Origin of the sequence: Virgibacillus halodenitrificans, from assembly GCF_001878675.1 — a bacterium.
In the GTDB taxonomy this organism is placed as follows: Bacteria; Bacillota; Bacilli; order Bacillales; family Amphibacillaceae; genus Virgibacillus_Q; species Virgibacillus_Q halodenitrificans.
Window position 1 is genome coordinate 2,477,062 of the sequence record NZ_CP017962.1, and the last position, 15,569, is coordinate 2,492,630.

Annotated in this window: 15 protein-coding genes; 2 read left to right on the top strand and 13 right to left on the bottom strand. The window is 35.5% G+C overall.

Annotated features, from left to right (window positions below; translation table 11 throughout):
• Nucleotides 1-62 precede the first annotated feature (62 nt).
• From aceA to BME96_RS19880, 3 genes are all read right to left on the bottom strand, one after another.
• Nucleotides 63-1,340, bottom strand: coding sequence for an isocitrate lyase (aceA, locus tag BME96_RS12940; RefSeq protein WP_071649268.1), 1,278 nt, complete (start codon nucleotides 1,338-1,340; stop codon nucleotides 63-65).
• Nucleotides 1,340-2,935, bottom strand: coding sequence for a malate synthase A (gene aceB, locus BME96_RS12945; protein WP_071650006.1), 1,596 nt, complete (start codon nucleotides 2,933-2,935; stop codon nucleotides 1,340-1,342). The genes aceA and aceB overlap by 1 nt, the downstream gene beginning before the upstream one ends.
• Before the next feature lie 76 nt (nucleotides 2,936-3,011).
• Nucleotides 3,012-3,107 carry a YhfH family protein gene (locus BME96_RS19880; protein ID WP_197035826.1) on the bottom strand — a complete coding sequence of 32 codons (96 nt, stop codon included), beginning with the start codon at nucleotides 3,105-3,107 and terminating at the stop codon, nucleotides 3,012-3,014.
• 192 nt (nucleotides 3,108-3,299) lie between these two features.
• Between BME96_RS19880 and BME96_RS12950 the strand changes: the two genes are divergently transcribed.
• Nucleotides 3,300-4,313: an aromatic acid exporter family protein gene (locus BME96_RS12950; RefSeq protein WP_071649269.1), complete on the top strand. Its 1,014-nt coding sequence runs from the start codon at nucleotides 3,300-3,302 to the stop codon at nucleotides 4,311-4,313.
• A gap of 170 nt (nucleotides 4,314-4,483) precedes the next feature.
• Here BME96_RS12950 and BME96_RS12955 read toward each other — a convergent pair whose 3' ends face one another.
• The 8 genes from BME96_RS12955 to BME96_RS12990 all read right to left on the bottom strand — a co-directional run bounded on the left by BME96_RS12955 (nucleotide 4,484) and on the right by BME96_RS12990 (nucleotide 11,685).
• Nucleotides 4,484-5,113, bottom strand: coding sequence for a response regulator transcription factor (locus tag BME96_RS12955; protein WP_071649270.1), 630 nt, complete (start codon nucleotides 5,111-5,113; stop codon nucleotides 4,484-4,486).
• Entirely contained in the window at nucleotides 5,106-6,137 is a 1,032-nt protein-coding gene (locus BME96_RS12960; RefSeq protein WP_071649271.1) for a sensor histidine kinase, read from the bottom strand. Before BME96_RS12960 ends, BME96_RS12955 begins: the two co-directional genes overlap by 8 nt.
• Nucleotides 6,134-6,871, bottom strand: a complete 738-nt coding sequence (liaF, locus tag BME96_RS12965; RefSeq protein WP_071649272.1) for a cell wall-active antibiotics response protein LiaF — start codon at nucleotides 6,869-6,871, stop codon at nucleotides 6,134-6,136. The genes BME96_RS12960 and liaF overlap by 4 nt, the downstream gene beginning before the upstream one ends.
• A 72-nt stretch (nucleotides 6,872-6,943) precedes the next feature.
• Entirely contained in the window at nucleotides 6,944-7,594 is a 651-nt protein-coding gene (locus tag BME96_RS12970) for a PspA/IM30 family protein (RefSeq protein WP_019377610.1), read from the bottom strand.
• A gap of 14 nt (nucleotides 7,595-7,608) precedes the next feature.
• Nucleotides 7,609-7,962, bottom strand: coding sequence for a lmo0954 family membrane protein (locus BME96_RS12975; protein WP_019377611.1), 354 nt, complete (start codon nucleotides 7,960-7,962; stop codon nucleotides 7,609-7,611).
• 647 nt (nucleotides 7,963-8,609) lie between these two features.
• Nucleotides 8,610-9,827, bottom strand: coding sequence for an MFS transporter (locus BME96_RS12980; RefSeq protein WP_071649273.1), 1,218 nt, complete (start codon nucleotides 9,825-9,827; stop codon nucleotides 8,610-8,612).
• 290 nt (nucleotides 9,828-10,117) lie between these two features.
• Nucleotides 10,118-11,089 (bottom strand): LLM class flavin-dependent oxidoreductase, encoded by a 972-nt coding sequence (locus BME96_RS12985; protein WP_071649274.1) that lies wholly within the window; start codon nucleotides 11,087-11,089, stop codon nucleotides 10,118-10,120.
• Nucleotides 11,090-11,106: 17 nt separating this feature from the next.
• Nucleotides 11,107-11,685, bottom strand: a complete 579-nt coding sequence (locus BME96_RS12990; RefSeq protein WP_019377614.1) for a DUF1836 domain-containing protein — start codon at nucleotides 11,683-11,685, stop codon at nucleotides 11,107-11,109.
• Nucleotides 11,686-11,823: 138 nt separating this feature from the next.
• Here BME96_RS12990 and trhA point away from each other — a divergent pair, with 138 nt between their 5' ends.
• Nucleotides 11,824-12,471 carry a PAQR family membrane homeostasis protein TrhA gene (gene trhA, locus BME96_RS12995; protein ID WP_019377615.1) on the top strand — a complete coding sequence of 216 codons (648 nt, stop codon included), beginning with the start codon at nucleotides 11,824-11,826 and terminating at the stop codon, nucleotides 12,469-12,471.
• Between the two features lie 50 nt (nucleotides 12,472-12,521).
• Here trhA and BME96_RS13000 read toward each other — a convergent pair whose 3' ends face one another.
• Both BME96_RS13000 and BME96_RS13005 read right to left on the bottom strand, forming a co-directional pair.
• Complete coding sequence (locus tag BME96_RS13000; protein WP_197035827.1) at nucleotides 12,522-13,580, bottom strand: M42 family metallopeptidase; 1,059 nt, start codon at nucleotides 13,578-13,580, stop codon at nucleotides 12,522-12,524.
• A 373-nt stretch (nucleotides 13,581-13,953) separates the two neighbouring features.
• Nucleotides 13,954-15,459, bottom strand: coding sequence for a helix-turn-helix domain-containing protein (locus tag BME96_RS13005; protein ID WP_060679783.1), 1,506 nt, complete (start codon nucleotides 15,457-15,459; stop codon nucleotides 13,954-13,956).
• Nucleotides 15,460-15,569 lie beyond the last annotated feature (110 nt).

The following is a 15,569-nucleotide window of genomic DNA, read 5'->3' on the forward strand; positions in this document are numbered from 1 at the left end:
TAAACCTCTTTTTATATAAAAAAATACTCCTTTCTTCGTAGAAAGGAGTACTTTATTGTAATTTAGTTAGTAAATTGCTCTTCTTCTGTAGATCCCTTTAAGGCCGCAGTTGAGGAAGTCCCTTCTGATATTACTTGAGCTACTTCGTCAAAATAACCTGTACCAACTTCTCTCTGATGTCTGGTAGCGCTATATCCATGTTTTTCACTTGCAAATTCTGCTTGCTGTAATTCAGAATATGCTGCCATGCCTCTATCTTTGTATTTTCTTGCTAGGTCAAACATACTATAGTTGAGGGCATGGAAGCCTGCTAATGTAACAAATTGGAATTTATAGCCCATTTTTCCTAATTCTTTTTGAAATTCAGCTATTTTAGTATTTGACAATTTTTTCTTCCAGTTAAATGAGGGAGAACAGTTGTAAGCTAGTAATTTATTTGGAAATTTTTCATGAATGGCTTCTGCAAATCTTTGCGCTTCTTCCAAATTAGGCTCTGATGTTTCACACCAGATGAGATCCGCATATGGTGCATAAGCTAATCCTCTTGCAATCGCTTGATTCAAACCAGCTTTTGTTTTGAAAAATCCTTCTGGTGTACGTTCACCTGTAATAAATTCTGCGTCATATGGATCAATGTCACTTGTAATTAAGTCAGCAGCATTCGCATCTGTTCTGGCTATAATAACAGTTGAAGTTCCCATTACATCAGCTGCAAATCGTGCTGATATTAAATTTCTTACAGACGTTTGAGTAGGTAAAAGAACTTTCCCGCCTAAATGTCCACACTTTTTTTCAGAGGACAGTTGATCTTCGAAATGGACTCCTGAAGCACCAGCCTCTATCATTGCTTTCATTAATTCAAATACATTTAATTGGCCTCCAAAACCTGCTTCCGCATCTGCCACAATTGGAGCAAACCATTCAATGGAATGATCTCCTTCCGCATAATGTATTTGATCTGCACGCTGTAATGCCTGATTAATTCGTTTTACTACGTTAGGTACACTATTTACAGGATACAAGCTTTGGTCCGGGTACATTTGGCCAGCCATATTTGCATCCGCTGCTACTTGCCAACCACTCAGATAAATTGCCTTTAATCCTGCTTTTACTTGCTGAACTGCTTGATTCCCCGTCAGGGCCCCTAATGCATTAATATAAGGTTCATTATTAATTAGTTCCCAAAGCTTTTTAGCTCCCCTGTCTGCAAGTGTATACTGCATATCAAGTGATCCACGTAGACGAATAACATCTTCCGCCTCATAGGGTCTTTCTACACCTACCCACCGCAACTCATTATCCCACTCTTTCTTTAATACTTCTGCACGATTATTAACCATTATTTATTTCCCCCTTTTAATAATTGCTTATATGCAGGCAATGTAAGAAATTCAGCAAATTCATCCTGGTTAATTAACTGATTAAATAGCTCTGCAGCCTGATCAAACTTGTTATTCTTATAAACATCCTCACCAACTTGATTTTTAATTTTAACTAATTCTTCCTTCATCATTTTATCTACTAGTTCTTTAGAAATATTTTCCCCATTATTCAACTTCCCTTTCGGATGGCGAATCCATTGCCAAACCTGAGCCCGTGAAATTTCTGCCGTTGCAGCATCCTCCATTAAGTTATTGATAGGAACTGCTCCTCTTCCCATAAACCATGCTGCTATATATTGAATTCCCACGTTAATATTGGTTCGCAGTCCTGCTTCCGTAATCTCCCCTTTTGGTGGTTCCAATAAATCTGTTTGTGTTACTTGGACGTCCTCTCTTTTTCTAAAAAACTGGTTTGGTGTCGGCATTCGTTCATTAAATACTTCTTTGACCAACTGTACCATTCCAGGATGAGCAACCCATGTGCCATCATGGCCGTCATTTACTTCACGTTGTTTATCAGCACGAACTTTATCATAAGCGAGTTCATTCGCCTTTTCGTCATTTTTCACTGGTATATGTGCAGCCATCCCACCCATTGCAGGAGCATTACGTTTATGGCAAGTTTGGATGGCCAATAAAGAGTAAGCTCTCATAAAGGGAACCTCCATTGTCACTACCGAACGATCAGGTAAAAGTATTTCAGGATCCTGATGGAATTTTTTTAAGAAACTAAAAATATAATCCCAACGGCCACAATTCAATCCAGCTGAGTGCTCTTTTAATTCATACAATATTTCATCCATTTCAAAAGCTGCGGTTATAGTTTCAATTAACACAGTTGCTTTAATCGTTCCCTGTGGAATACCAAGCTCATTTTGAGAGAAGACAAAAATATCATTCCATAAACGTGCTTCAAGATGATTTTCAATCTTAGGAAGATAAAAGTATGGCCCTGTTCCCCTACTTAATAATTCTTTCGCATTATGATAAAAATAAAGGCCAAAATCAACTAGGCTTGCTGAAACAGGTTTCCCATGAAAGGTAATGTTTTCTTCTTCCATATGCCAGCCCCGAGGTCTGACAATAAGCACAGCTGTTTCATCATTCAATTTATATTGCTTTCCTTTTTCTGATTGAAAGTCAATCTGTCTGCGAATGGCATCCCTTAAATTCTGTTGCCCATCCATAACATTCTCCCATGTCGGAGAAGTAGCATCCTCAAAATCAGCCATAAATCCAGTTGCTCCCGAATTCAATGCATTAATAATCATTTTTCGATCAACAGGTCCAGTTATTTCTACTCTTCTATCTTTTAAATCTTTTGGGATGGGGTCAATGGTCCAATTGTTATTACGTATTGCTTCCGTTTCTGATAGAAAATCAGGCTTCTTTCCTTCATTCATCTTTTCCTGTAATTGAGTCCTTATTTTTAGTAAATTAATTCTTCTCTCATTAAAATGCAGATGCAGTTTTTCAATAAATTCCATAGCCTTCGGATCTAAAATTGCTTCATACTTTTTCTCAGGTATAATCGTTAATTCCTCACTTTTCATTAACATCATCTAACCTCCTTGTTATGATACAATAAACCATTAATTATATTGTTGTATAACAGTAATACCAAAAAAATTAGTCTTCCTTTTTAGAGAGACAATAATCGCATTCCATAAAATAACTCTTTTCTTCCATCGGCTTTCCACACTCAGGACAAGTTCTTTTCGTCATTTCTACTCCCCCCTTATATATAACAGTTTTATTAATCTTTATTTTGTTATAATACAGTCTATTCGATTATTTTAAAAATTGCAACCCTTTTTTAGGAAAATATTTGATTATTTTACTTTCATGTTGGAAAATAGATAATGCAATAAGCTAAGAAATACGATAAAGACAACGTTTAATTGAGGTGTAGTTTCATTGAAAAAAATTGTAGGGGGACGAGTAATTAAGACTGGGGTTGCCATATTTTTAACAGCTTGGATATGTGAGCTACTGGATTGGCCACCGGTATTTGCAGTAATTACAGCAATCGTTTCTATAGAGCCAACTGTTTCTGATTCAATCAAAAAGGGTGTTATTCGGTTTCCTGCATCAGCAATTGGCTCAGCCTATGCTGTATTTTTTATTTCTATATTCGGTAACTCTCCACTAACTTATACCTTGGCTGCTGTCTTCACCATCGTGACTTGTTTTCGTTTAAGGTTACATGCAGGTTTATTAGTAGCAACATTAACAGCAGTAGCAATGATTGAAGTAATTCATAGTAACTTTTTATTCTCTTTTTTCATTCGTCTTGGTACAACTACTGTTGGTTTATTAGTATCAACTGCTGTAAATATGTTTGTGCTGCCACCAGATTACAAGAATGACATACAGAATAATATCCAATCCATGGCGAATCGTACTGGGAAAATTATTGAAAAAGTATTTAAAGACATTTTAGAAGATAGGCATGATGATCAAGATGAAATAGAAAAGGAAATGGTAGCCGAGTTGGATAAAAAAATCCTACAGACGGAGCTATTGATAAGGTTTCAGAAAGATGAATCCAAGTACCATCCACTAGCAGCTAGTGAAAAGCAGCAATTCCAAAAAGTTCAAGACCAAATAGTGAGGCTGCGCTTAATTCACTACCATATGGATAATCTCATTAATAGTCCTTTAAGAGATATTTCCTGGTCTGCAGAGGAAAGAAAGATTATTCTTCATGCTGTAACAGAATTGTCGAAAGCATTAAGTGATCCCACTTACTATCAACCTAAAAAACATCAATTGGAATTACAACAAATTACTGAAATTTTTTGGGAGGATAATGAAGAGATTACAAAAGATAGTGACAAGCATCCAACAAAATTTCCGCCTGAACTTATTATTCTTTATGAATTAGTTGCGGTTTACAATCTTGTAGATCGATTTTATAACATTAAATAGGCTGGCATAACTAAGTAATATTTTTAAGTAAAAATTCAAATGTAGGTATGACCTGATCAGAATAACGCATCGCTAAGTAGTAAAAAATAAAAATCCGAACCAAGATTTATTAATTAAATCGGTTCGGATTTTAGTTTTTTATTAGTCTCTTTTTAGTTGAACGTTTAACTTCAAACCAAATTATTGTTAAATGCATAAATAACAGCCTGGGTTCGGTCCTGTACTTGTAGTTTTCCCAATATATTACTTACATGTACCTTTACAGTTTTTACTGCAATAATTAATTCATCTGCTATTTCCTGGTTGGACTTCCCCTGTGCGATTAGTAATAAAATTTCTGTTTCCCTATCTGTCAACTGATTATGAAGGTATTCATCATTCTTTGACCGCATTCGGTTCATAATCTTTCCAGTCACTTCCGGCTCCAATATAGACTGACCTTGATAAGTTGCCCGAATCGCTTCTGCTATTTCACTTGCTTTAGACGTTTTCAACATATAACTTGCTGCCCCAGCCTCCAATGCAGGATACACCTTATCATCATCAAGAAAGCTTGTTACAATGATGATTTTTGCTTCCGGCCATTGTTGAATAATCTGTCTGGTTGCTTCTATTCCATCCATCTCTTTCATCACAAGATCCATCAAGATAATATCAGGTTTTAGCTTCAAGGCTAATCTGACAGCATCCCCTCCATCATCCGCTTCGGCAATTACATTTATATCTTTCTGTGCAGATAAATATGCTGAAACACCGATCCGCACCATTTCATGGTCATCGGCAAATAAGACATTAATCATGGTGCTCTCCCTCCTTGCCTAAATTAGGAACTTTTATTTCCATTCTAGTTCCCTCTCCTGGTATACTTATTATTTTAAATGAGCCGCCGATTTCAAAAGCTCTTTCCCGCATATTTTGCAAACCATATGAGTTTGTTTTAACAGTATCTATATTAAAACCAATTCCATTGTCAACCACCCGAAGGATAACCGTCTCATCTCTTTCCATAAGTATTACTTCAAGATTAGTAGCTTTTGAATGTCTTAAGGTATTCGAAACCGATTCTTGGGTAACACGAAACAGTTGGTCTTCAACACCCTTATCTAAATGAAATGCTTCAATTTTCCAGGTAATCTTCATCGGTACTTTTTCAGTAAGTTCTAGTAATAGTTCCTTAATTCCCTCGTGTAAAGACTTACCTTTTAATGCGACTGGTCGTAAATGAAGTAACAAAGCTCGCATCTCCATTTGGGACTGTTGAATCATATTTTCAACAAGGTGAAGCTGTTTTCTAACTGGTGTAGAAGTATTCTCTTCATTAATCGCAGACATCATCATAGATGCGGCAAACAACTGTTGACTAACGGAGTCATGCAATTCCCTTGCAAGCCTGTTTCTTTCTTGCACTACCACTTCCTGCAAACTCTTCTCTCTCTCTGTTGCCCTGTCAGTGGCCAGACGCTGAGCCACTTCTGTTTGATCTCGGATTTTTTCCTGAATCTCTATTAGAAAAGTTTCTATTTTCTTTATCTCTTTAAATTCTGACGCAGCTTTTACCTTTCTGCCTTTCAATAACTCATCCATTTGTTTTTCTATATGGCGAAGCCGCTGTTGCCAATATGTACCTGTAACTATACCAATTATCAATCCTCCGACAATTGGTATACCAAACAAAATAACAAGATAATTGACTTCACCTACTTTTGTCCCGGCTATCAACGACCAGTCGTTAACAAAAACGAATAATGTAACAACAGTTACAATAAATGTCAAGATAAAACCAAGTAGAACAGCAGTGATGATATGACGAATAACTGTATTCATATTCGCTTCACCTCGATGTCTCCAGAGAAAACGGAAGTGATTATCTTTACGCGTGTTTGTGATTCATCATACTTTTCTGTCTTGTATATTAATGACTGATTCATTAGTTTTGTATGGTACTGATCTAAAATTTGGGCGCGGCCAAAGAAAGAGCTATGAAGAATGCTAACTTCTATGTCATATGGTACATAGATTTCTATATTACCAACCATGTGACGAATAGATATAACAGCTGTGTCATTAGGAAGAACCGTATTACTAAGGTCAATCACTCTATCCCCAATTATTCCATGGATATTTACATCTCGCCAATGGTAAGCTGAGTCATCCGTTTTGTCTCCTTTAAAAAACGAGTTATCAAATAGCGGCTCTACCTTTAGTACAGCAGAATCTGCAATATCCTCTTTTTGATTTGGTGGTATAGTTGGATAGGTTACTTCTGTATTTTTTTTGGATTTAGAATAATTCATTATAAATAAAATGATGGCAGCAATAATCAGAAAGCGTACAGCAAGCATATTTAAAATAGAAAATGCAGCTCCTGCTATACCAAACCAAAAAAATATTTTCCCCCATAGTTGGAGGAAGTTTTTCCATCCAATATAGATAAAAAGTGCACAAAACAAAGCGGATGCAATCATCCCACCATGAAAAAAGGTTAGCTCAATAATAAATAGGATAACGCCAATGATTAATATCCAATTAAGTGTATTTGTATTCAAATGCTTAAACATCAAGCGTCCTCCTTTATTTAAGTAAAACAGGCACAGATACCTGCGCCTGTTTAAGTATATCATCTTTTCTATCTACTCCACAGATTCTTTTTCCTTTTCCATCTTGCCTTCCATTTCTTTTTCTAATTTAGCTATCTTGCTGTCAAAGGTAGTACGATAATACGCGCTATTTACTTTATACTCCAGGCCTTCAATATACCCTTCCATCTCAGCAAATTTAGAGTATGGCTTTTCTGCAGAAGAATCGACAACTTTATTCATTTGATAATTTGCTTTTGCAATATTTTCTCGGCCCATTAGCTCCATGCGTCGTAAGTGCATATCTTTTAATTTATGTTTCATTTCTTCATATTTTTGTTCCAATGTTTCCAATTGCTTCGCTGCTTCTTCATACGATGCTTTCATTCTATCTGCTCGCAATTGGTATTCTTCATGCTCTTTAATGGCAAACTCATACATTTGTTGTTCTTCTGCTTTTTCAGCAATGCTAGCTTGTCTTAATCGCTTTTCTGCCATATCTTTTGCTTGAATGTATTCTTTGGTGAATTCCTCCTTTAATTTATATTGACGATCAACCAATTTCCTTACTTTTTCTTTTTCTTGTTCACTTTGTCTTAAGTAATGGTTTAATGCCGCAATTGGGTTCCTTTGTTCTTTTTGATCCATCAAGTGATGAAGGTCTGTAGTAATAGAATTTTTTATTCGTGTAAATATGGAAGTCATTATAATCTCTCCTTTTAATTGTTTAAATCTGCCCATTGACGTTCAAAATTAGTAAACGGGTCGTCATCTTCCATTACCTTAACAACTGAGTCGTCTGCATCTTTTTTCCAATTACTTACGATTAGATAGAGGATATAGGCTGCTGCCACACCAATAACCGCAAATATGTTCGAAAAAGTGATACTCAGAATGACGAGTCCTAAAACGATCCAACCAATTTTCCCGGTAATAGAATCACTTTTAACAAATTTTTTAAATACCACATACAACAACCAAATGCTCAATCCTAACAAAATCATTGGTCCAATATTTGCAATTAAAACAAACAATGCAATTAAACCAGCTACAAACAATAGAAATTTTTTCACCTTTACGCCTCCTTTCAATATCATAATTTAATTTTATTGGTAAGAGGATTTTTTGGTAATGAACCTAAGCAATATTTCTGACTAGGTCTTGGGGCGTATTAACATGTAAACTTGCTCGGGTTATAGGGGTAAAAAAAGAACTGACTCCCTTTAAATAATGAAGCTTAACAGTTACATCATTTTATTTAAGTTACTCTACAGTAGGAGGAAACTGCGACGTAACTTTATTGATGAAAAGCTTAGTAAAATATTTGAGGAGTAGTGCCCCATTGATTTCCGTTTCGGGCGGACGCTTTCACACCTCCGGGTACAAGTGCGACATCTGCTCGTTATCTCGCAGTGTCTTCTTTGCCGCCCGGCATGGCCTCAGCCGCTTCCTCCGCTGCGCGACGTCCTGCCGCAACGCCTTCATGACCAACATCATGTTGGCCCGAGGCTCACCAGCCGCCCCCGAAAAGCGCAGTGTTTTCCGTAGCGGTGGTGTATTCTGATTCAATATTTCAGTGAACTTTCCAGCAACACAGTTATTTTTCATACTCTAAAGACGAAAAGTTAAGTCGGAGTTTATCCATACTGCGATTATTGGAAGAGCTCTCTATATAAAAAGACATAGCAGAGGGGTTACTCTACTATGTCTTTCTTTTTTATTAAGCAGTCTTTATTTCAAGCTCTTTGTTTTTATTTTTATGTTGTAAGCTTAGCATGGCTATGAATGAGATACAGTAAAGAAGTGCAAGGTATGTCATTGCCACAATCATGTCAAAATGCTGTAAGATAAAACCTACTAATATAGGTGACAGACCACCGACCGCCCGACCAAAGTTAAAGATCGTATTTGTCGCTGTACTTCTTATATGAATGGGATAATAATTACTAATTAGTGCTCCATAACCAGCAAACATTCCATTGGAGAAGAAACCGACAATAGCCCCACCAATGAGTACGGCTGCTGCCCCATGTACATAAGAATAGATAAATACAGCTGCAGCTGATGCCAAAAGGAAGATGCCATAAGCTGTTTTGGTACCAAACCTATCCATGAATTGACCAAACGTAAGCATGCCCAGAATCATCCCTACAGCAGTGCTGATTGTCCATATTGCTGAACTGGAAACCGATAAGCCTTGAGATTGTTGAAGCATGGATGGCAGCCAAATCATTAACCCATTATATCCAGCAATCTGAACTGTTGCCATTAATGCTAGTGCTATCGTAGTAAAAGCTGTTCTTGGATTATTTACTAATTGTATAAGTTTTCCTTTTTCTACTTTTGTTTTATCCTTTTGTTTTTCTTTTTGTGCAGCAACCCATTCAGGAGATTCATCAAGGTTACGTCTTACTATAAAAGCAAAAATTACAGGTAAAATACCAATAAAGAATAACGCTCTCCAACCGAGGGTAGGGAGAATGATTGCACTTAATAGAGCTGCAAGTATAACCCCATATTGTGCGCCAATACTTACATAGGAAGATGCCCTACCCTGTTTATTTTTAGGCCAAGCTTCCGCTACAAGTGCCATCCCAATTCCATACTCTCCACCAGCTCCCAGTCCAGCTATAAAGCGAAAAACGTAAATTTGTTCGATGCTTGTGGCCAATCCAGTTAAAAATGTTCCTATAGCAAATAAAATAATAGTGTACGTAAAAACTCTGACTCTACCATATTTATCGGCAAGTATACCAAAAATTGCTCCTCCGGCAAGCATACCTATATTTGTAATGGAAGATATAAGTCCACCTGTTGCCATGTCAATATTAAAATTTGTAATGATCATTGACATAGCGAAAGAGATAAACATAATATCCATTCCTTCTAAAGTTAAACCTGCTGTTGATGCAACTACTGCCTTATTACGATATTTCATGTTGTACCACCCTCCAGTTTTCATGTGTTTCTTGTAAGGCTCTGAAGAATGGATGAGTTATCCATTCTCTTTTCAAGTCTCACAGGACAAGTTTAAAAGAGAAATAATCACCTTAAGGTTGCGTAGATTTGGACATTAAAAAATGCCCTTTGTCTACAGAGGACAAAAGGGCATAGTTATATAACTATGTACATTTCCGGCCCTTTTCAGTCTCTCTGGACTAATTTAAAGGTATTTTTCTTTATTCAGCTTACCATGCTAAAAATAAATTATCAAGTAGAAATTTGTCGTTATAGGTCGAATTCTTCGGCCAGTAACTTATAAGACCTTCTTCTTGCTTCATAATTATGTGTAATTGTAAGAATCATAAATTCATCCACTTTGTAAACTCTTTGTAACTCTTCCAGTTGCTTTCTTACTTGTTTAGGGTTACCGATAATCAATTTATTGTCCGAAGAAGCAAGTTGTCGTTTTTCTTCGGTTGTTAAATGGACTGTATTCCTACCGTCAGGCACACCATTTCCTTCCCCTCTTGCCTGTTCTATTTTCCATCGTTTACTATCCATTGCCAATATGCTGGCTTCTTCATTCGTTCCAGCGCAAATAACAGACACAGCGATAAGTGCCTCTTTACTTGCCTCCCCTTGTTTGTAATTCTTTATTATGGAAGGGCCATCTTCATCTGACATGAAATGCCCAAAAGCATATGGTAATCCCTTTTCCGCTGCTTGAATAGCGCTTTTCTCACTTGTTCCAAGCAACCAAGGAACTGGTGAAACTGGTGGCAGTGGGGTTGGGTTAATCTTTGAAAACATGTGATCTTTCGGAAAGCTTTGATTTAAAAAATGTAATAAGTTATCGATTGAACCTGGCATCTGACGTACATTTTCCAAAAAATTAGCAGACAATGCCATTGTTACTTCTGCAGATCCGCCTGGTGCACGACCAATTCCTAAATCAACACGATTCGGATACAAAGTGGCTAGCAGATTATACTTTTCTACAACATGAAAAGGCATATAATGTGGTAGCAATACTGCTCCAGCTCCAATTCTGATATTATTTGTCTGACTCCCAATTAAGCTTAGTACCATATCGGGAGCAGGACATCCAAGACCTTTCATGTCATGGTGCTCAGCAATCCAGTACCGCTTATACCCAAGCTCATCCCCAAGTTTTGCAAGCTTTATGGTTTCCTGCAAAGCTTCCTGAGGAGAACTTCCTTCTGATATGGGTACCTGATCAAGAATACTTAACTTCAATTTAAGTCTCTCCTTCTTTATTCTGTTTCTTTTCTTCCGATTTCATCGACAATTCTTTCCGCCGCTCGCCGATAAAAATTACTCATATTTGTAAATACAGCAACTAATAGAAGTTGCTTCAAATAATCTTCGTCCTCATCCTGCAACTTGGATACCAACTGATTAACCTCTTCTTCATGGTTAACTACATCCTTTTTAAAAGTTTCTGTATTTGCCTCCGTTAACTCTAAATAAGATGAATATAGCTGTTGGAGGTCAAAATCTTCCTCAGTTATTTTAGAATTCAACAAATGTAATGTTTGCTTTACATCATTAATGGTCAAAGTTCCTTTCATCTGGTAAATCAGACTAATTAACAAAAAATGATTCTTAGAATATTTTTTGTTTTTAATTGGATAAAATAGCTGGCCTTTCGCATAATTATTAATCATCGTCTTAGTTAAAATCTTATCCTCAGGGTACCGTTTCGAAGGTGCATATTTATTCTCAAATAACTGTATAACCTGGTCCATATATAAATCCAAATCAGGGATTTCTTCAATATTCATATTCGTATTTAGATGCATCTCACTAATTAGTTCTTGTAAATTTTTCATTATAAATAACTCCAATTATTTTTAGTTCTATTATAGAAGAAGGTTGGGAACGTGTAAACCCTTGACTACTTGATAATATATGTATAGTATTGTAATATAGTTTTTAAAACTACATGATGAATTGAAGGTGTTAATAACATGAACAATATTATCCGGGAACCAATTAATTCACTAACACATTTGTTTGGAGCAATTCTCTCCATTATTGGCTTGGTCGCAATGATATGGAAAGCTTCAACAGAGACAGGTACGATTATTTCTATTGTTGCTGTTACTATTTTTGGTATAAGTATGACACTGTTATACGCAGCTTCAGCAACCTACCATATGGTTATTGCAAAAGATCATGTAATTGCCTTTTTAAGACGAGTGGATCATTCCATGATTTTTGTACTGATTGCCGGAACATACACTCCATTATGTTTAATTAGTCTAAATGGGATTACTGGTTGGGTACTATTTTCAATAATAAGTGCCATTGCACTCTTGGGTGTAACTTTTAAATTAATCTGGTTTCATGCACCTAGATGGTTATCCACAGCACTTTATATTGCTATGGGGTGGATTGTCGTCTTCTTTAGTTCTTCGCTTGCGCCAATTATTGGTACAAATGGAATGATGTTATTAATAATTGGAGGAATAATTTATACTGTCGGTGGCTTAATTTATTGGCTAAAACCAGAGTTTCTATCATTTAAGCATTTTGGTTTCCATGAAATTTTCCATTTATTTATTTTGGCAGGCAGTCTGTTTCATTTCCTATGTGTCTATTTGTATGTACTATAAAAAAACCGGACTTCCATTGAGGAGTCCGGTTTTATGTTGCTTCTTACTAACTAATTATATTGTACCATTGCTGACTTTACATAGTGATACAGTAATTCTTCCGTATTTTTTAATGAATCCTCATGTGTTCTTTCATACGCATGGGAAGAATCAATTCCAGGTCCAATAAGACCATGCACGATATCATGCCCTGACCCGATTGCGGCAGATGCATCTGATCCATAGTACGGATAAATATCTAATTTATAACCAATATTGTTATGCTTAGCAAGTTCCGTTAAGTTCTTGCGTAAGCCTAGATGATATGGTCCGCTGGAATCCTTTACACAGATCGATACTGTATATTCATCAGTTGTCTGACCATCACCCATTGCCCCCATATCAACTGCAAGGTACTCTACTGTTTCTGGTGGAATATTCGAATTCCCGCCATAGCCAATCTCTTCATTATTGGAAATAAGAAAATGAGTAGTATAAGGAAGTGTGAGCTGTTCTTCTTTAATTCTCTTCATGAGTTGAAGTAAAATCCCAACACTTGCTTTATCATCTAAATGGCGTGATTTAATGAAACCATTGGCTGTTAACTCAACACGAGGATCAAATGATACAAAATCCCCAACTTCAATTCCGAGCCTTCTGACATCTTTCTCATTCTCCACTTTTGCATCAATGCGCACTTCCATATTTTCCTGGTTACGCTTTGCTTCACCAGCGTCTTTATAAACATGCACAGAAGTTTGATGCATTAAAATAGTGCCTGTAAATGTATTACCTTCCAGAGTATGTATTTCGCAATATTCACCTTCAATAGCATTAAATTTAAAGCCACCAATTAAAGAGAGACGCAAGCGCCCATTTGACTTTATTTCTTTTACCATTGCTCCCAGTGTATCTACATGGGCAGTAAGCATACGGTGTTCCTGATCATTTTTACCTGGAATTGTAGCAATTAGCCCACCTTTACGATTTCGCTTTGTTTCCACATCTAATTCTTTTAAGTAATCTTCCACAAATTGAATGACATTTGCGGTATAACCTGACGGGCTTGGAATCGATACCAACTGTTTTATTAAATTTTTTGTTTCTGTAATATTTGGATATGTAGTCAAAATGAATGCTCCCTTCCCACTATTCTAATTAATACTATAACACGTATTTTAAGATAAGAGGCGTTTACTTAAAGAATTTAAACATGTGACGTAAAGCATATAATTTCCTAGAAATAAAGCATATAACTTCCAACCCTAGAGCCACAAGGTATCTCAGCTCTTTTTAAAAGACTTATTAACCCAAAAGACTACTACCATTCAAATACAATCGAGTAATAACCTCTTTTTTCTACTTTTAGGAAGCTTTATGCTTTACAATTTTATTTTAGGAAATTATATGCTTTACATTTCTATTTTAGGAAACTATATGGTTTACTTAATTTCAGTACCCTTTTACACTCAATTTTAGATTAACAATTGTAGAATTAAATATTCAATTATATCCTAAACTTTCCAAAGCCTCCTTCCAAGCCTGTTTTACCCATTCTTTTCTAAATAAATGCTTATTTTCGAGATTTTCTAGTACCTTATTTGAACTAGGATAAATTCCTTTTTGATGTAAAATATTTACAATTTCTTTAATATCTCTTTTTATAATTTGAACCCTCTTCCTTTTTAATTCACTAATATACTCTTCATATCGTTTAACGACCTTTTTGCATAAATTTGGGGCAACTCTTTTTGCAGTTATTAAAGTTATACCATAATCTCTTGAAAACTGATTTAAACTTATGGGGGTATCCAGACTTAAACAATCTGTTAACATTTTTTCAATTTCGATTCTTCTTTTTCTTACCTGTTGTTCTCTATAATAATTATAGCTTTCTGTTATCTCTTCACATAATTTAGGAAAATTCCCTTTTGCGGTGGGTACATAAAAACCATACTCTTTGGATATTTTATTTAGACTTTTTGGCTCATTTGAATTGACCTCTTTCCTTAGACAATTTTCAATCTCACTTATTGGGATAGGTTTCTGTGGTGTAAAGCTATCTTTTTTTATTTCAAGCACTACCTTTTTATTATTGTCATAAAGCATCTCATAAATAGTTAAACCTATTTTTCGACCAATTTTTAAAAGACTTTCACTTGAAGGATGTCTTCTTCCTTTTACCCATGAATTGACCGTTGCTGAATTTAACTCTAAAATATTTGCCAACTTTGCTACACTTTTAATATCTAATTTCTTCATTAATCTATTTAAAAAGTTTGAAATAAAAACTCTTGTTGGGTAAATTGATTGCTTTGATGAATTTGCAAGCAATTCCTTATAATTTTGGAAAATAAATATATCTTCCTCGGTTAAAATTTCTTTATTAAATACCAATTCACCTCCCAACCACGATCCACAATATTGACAATATCCAACCATTAGTTCCTTATGCAAATACGGTAAATTTCTTTTACAATTTGGACACTGGTCGTGTAGTACTACTTCATGTACTTCGCATTTTTTTATATCAGAAATATACCAAATTAGCGGTTCATATATAATCTTTGAATCGGATTTCATTTTATTTAAGCATATTGGACACCACTTTCTATATCTACAAAAGAGTTTTGTTGAAAAAATCCCTTGCCAATTTAACATTGTCAGATTACGTAGATCATCTCTACTTGTTAATAATTCCAATGCATTACAATATTCCAAAGTAACGGGACTATTCTCATTAATAAAATGTGAGGTATCCTTAATTATTCCTTGTCTAAGTTGATCTTTTAAATAATCTATATTTAGCATAGGTGCAATTACTTTACTCAGCAATGGTGATACAGCTAAATTATGATTTTCCGCGATTCTAGAAATATAACTTGATAGACTTTCTACATAAGGTGTGCCAATTCCAATCGGTTCAATATTATATAACTCTGTTCTGGTGGATAAAAAATAATCTACTATTCTTTGTTCATCTGTTAAACTGCTTAAATATAAATTCATTACTGATTCCTCCTGATGTATGATAATGCGTTAACAAGTAAATCTAAGAAATAAAAAATTGAGCAGGAAATACCTACTCAATTTTTCTTTAATATTTTATATCCCCTAAG

Excerpts from the sequence above, each read along its gene's own strand:
- aceA (WP_071649268.1), bottom strand. The coding sequence starts at position 1,340 with ATGGTTAATAATCGTGCAGAAGTATTAAAGAAAGAGTGGGATAATGAG.
- BME96_RS12980 (WP_071649273.1), bottom strand. The coding sequence starts at position 9,827 with ATGAAATATCGTAATAAGGCAGTAGTTGCATCAACAGCAGGTTTAACT.
- BME96_RS12960 (WP_071649271.1), bottom strand. The coding sequence starts at position 6,137 with ATGAATACAGTTATTCGTCATATCATCACTGCTGTTCTACTTGGTTTT.
- trhA (WP_019377615.1), top strand. The coding sequence starts at position 11,824 with ATGAACAATATTATCCGGGAACCAATTAATTCACTAACACATTTGTTT.
- BME96_RS19880 (WP_197035826.1), bottom strand. The coding sequence starts at position 3,107 with ATGACGAAAAGAACTTGTCCTGAGTGTGGAAAGCCGATGGAAGAAAAG.
- BME96_RS12990 (WP_019377614.1), bottom strand. The coding sequence starts at position 11,685 with ATGAAAAATTTACAAGAACTAATTAGTGAGATGCATCTAAATACGAAT.
- liaF (WP_071649272.1), bottom strand. The coding sequence starts at position 6,871 with ATGTTTAAGCATTTGAATACAAATACACTTAATTGGATATTAATCATT.
- aceB (WP_071650006.1), bottom strand. The coding sequence starts at position 2,935 with ATGAAAAGTGAGGAATTAACGATTATACCTGAGAAAAAGTATGAAGCA.
- BME96_RS13005 (WP_060679783.1), bottom strand. The coding sequence starts at position 15,459 with ATGAATTTATATTTAAGCAGTTTAACAGATGAACAAAGAATAGTAGAT.
- BME96_RS12955 (WP_071649270.1), bottom strand. The coding sequence starts at position 5,113 with ATGATTAATGTCTTATTTGCCGATGACCATGAAATGGTGCGGATCGGT.
- BME96_RS12970 (WP_019377610.1), bottom strand. The coding sequence starts at position 7,594 with ATGACTTCCATATTTACACGAATAAAAAATTCTATTACTACAGACCTT.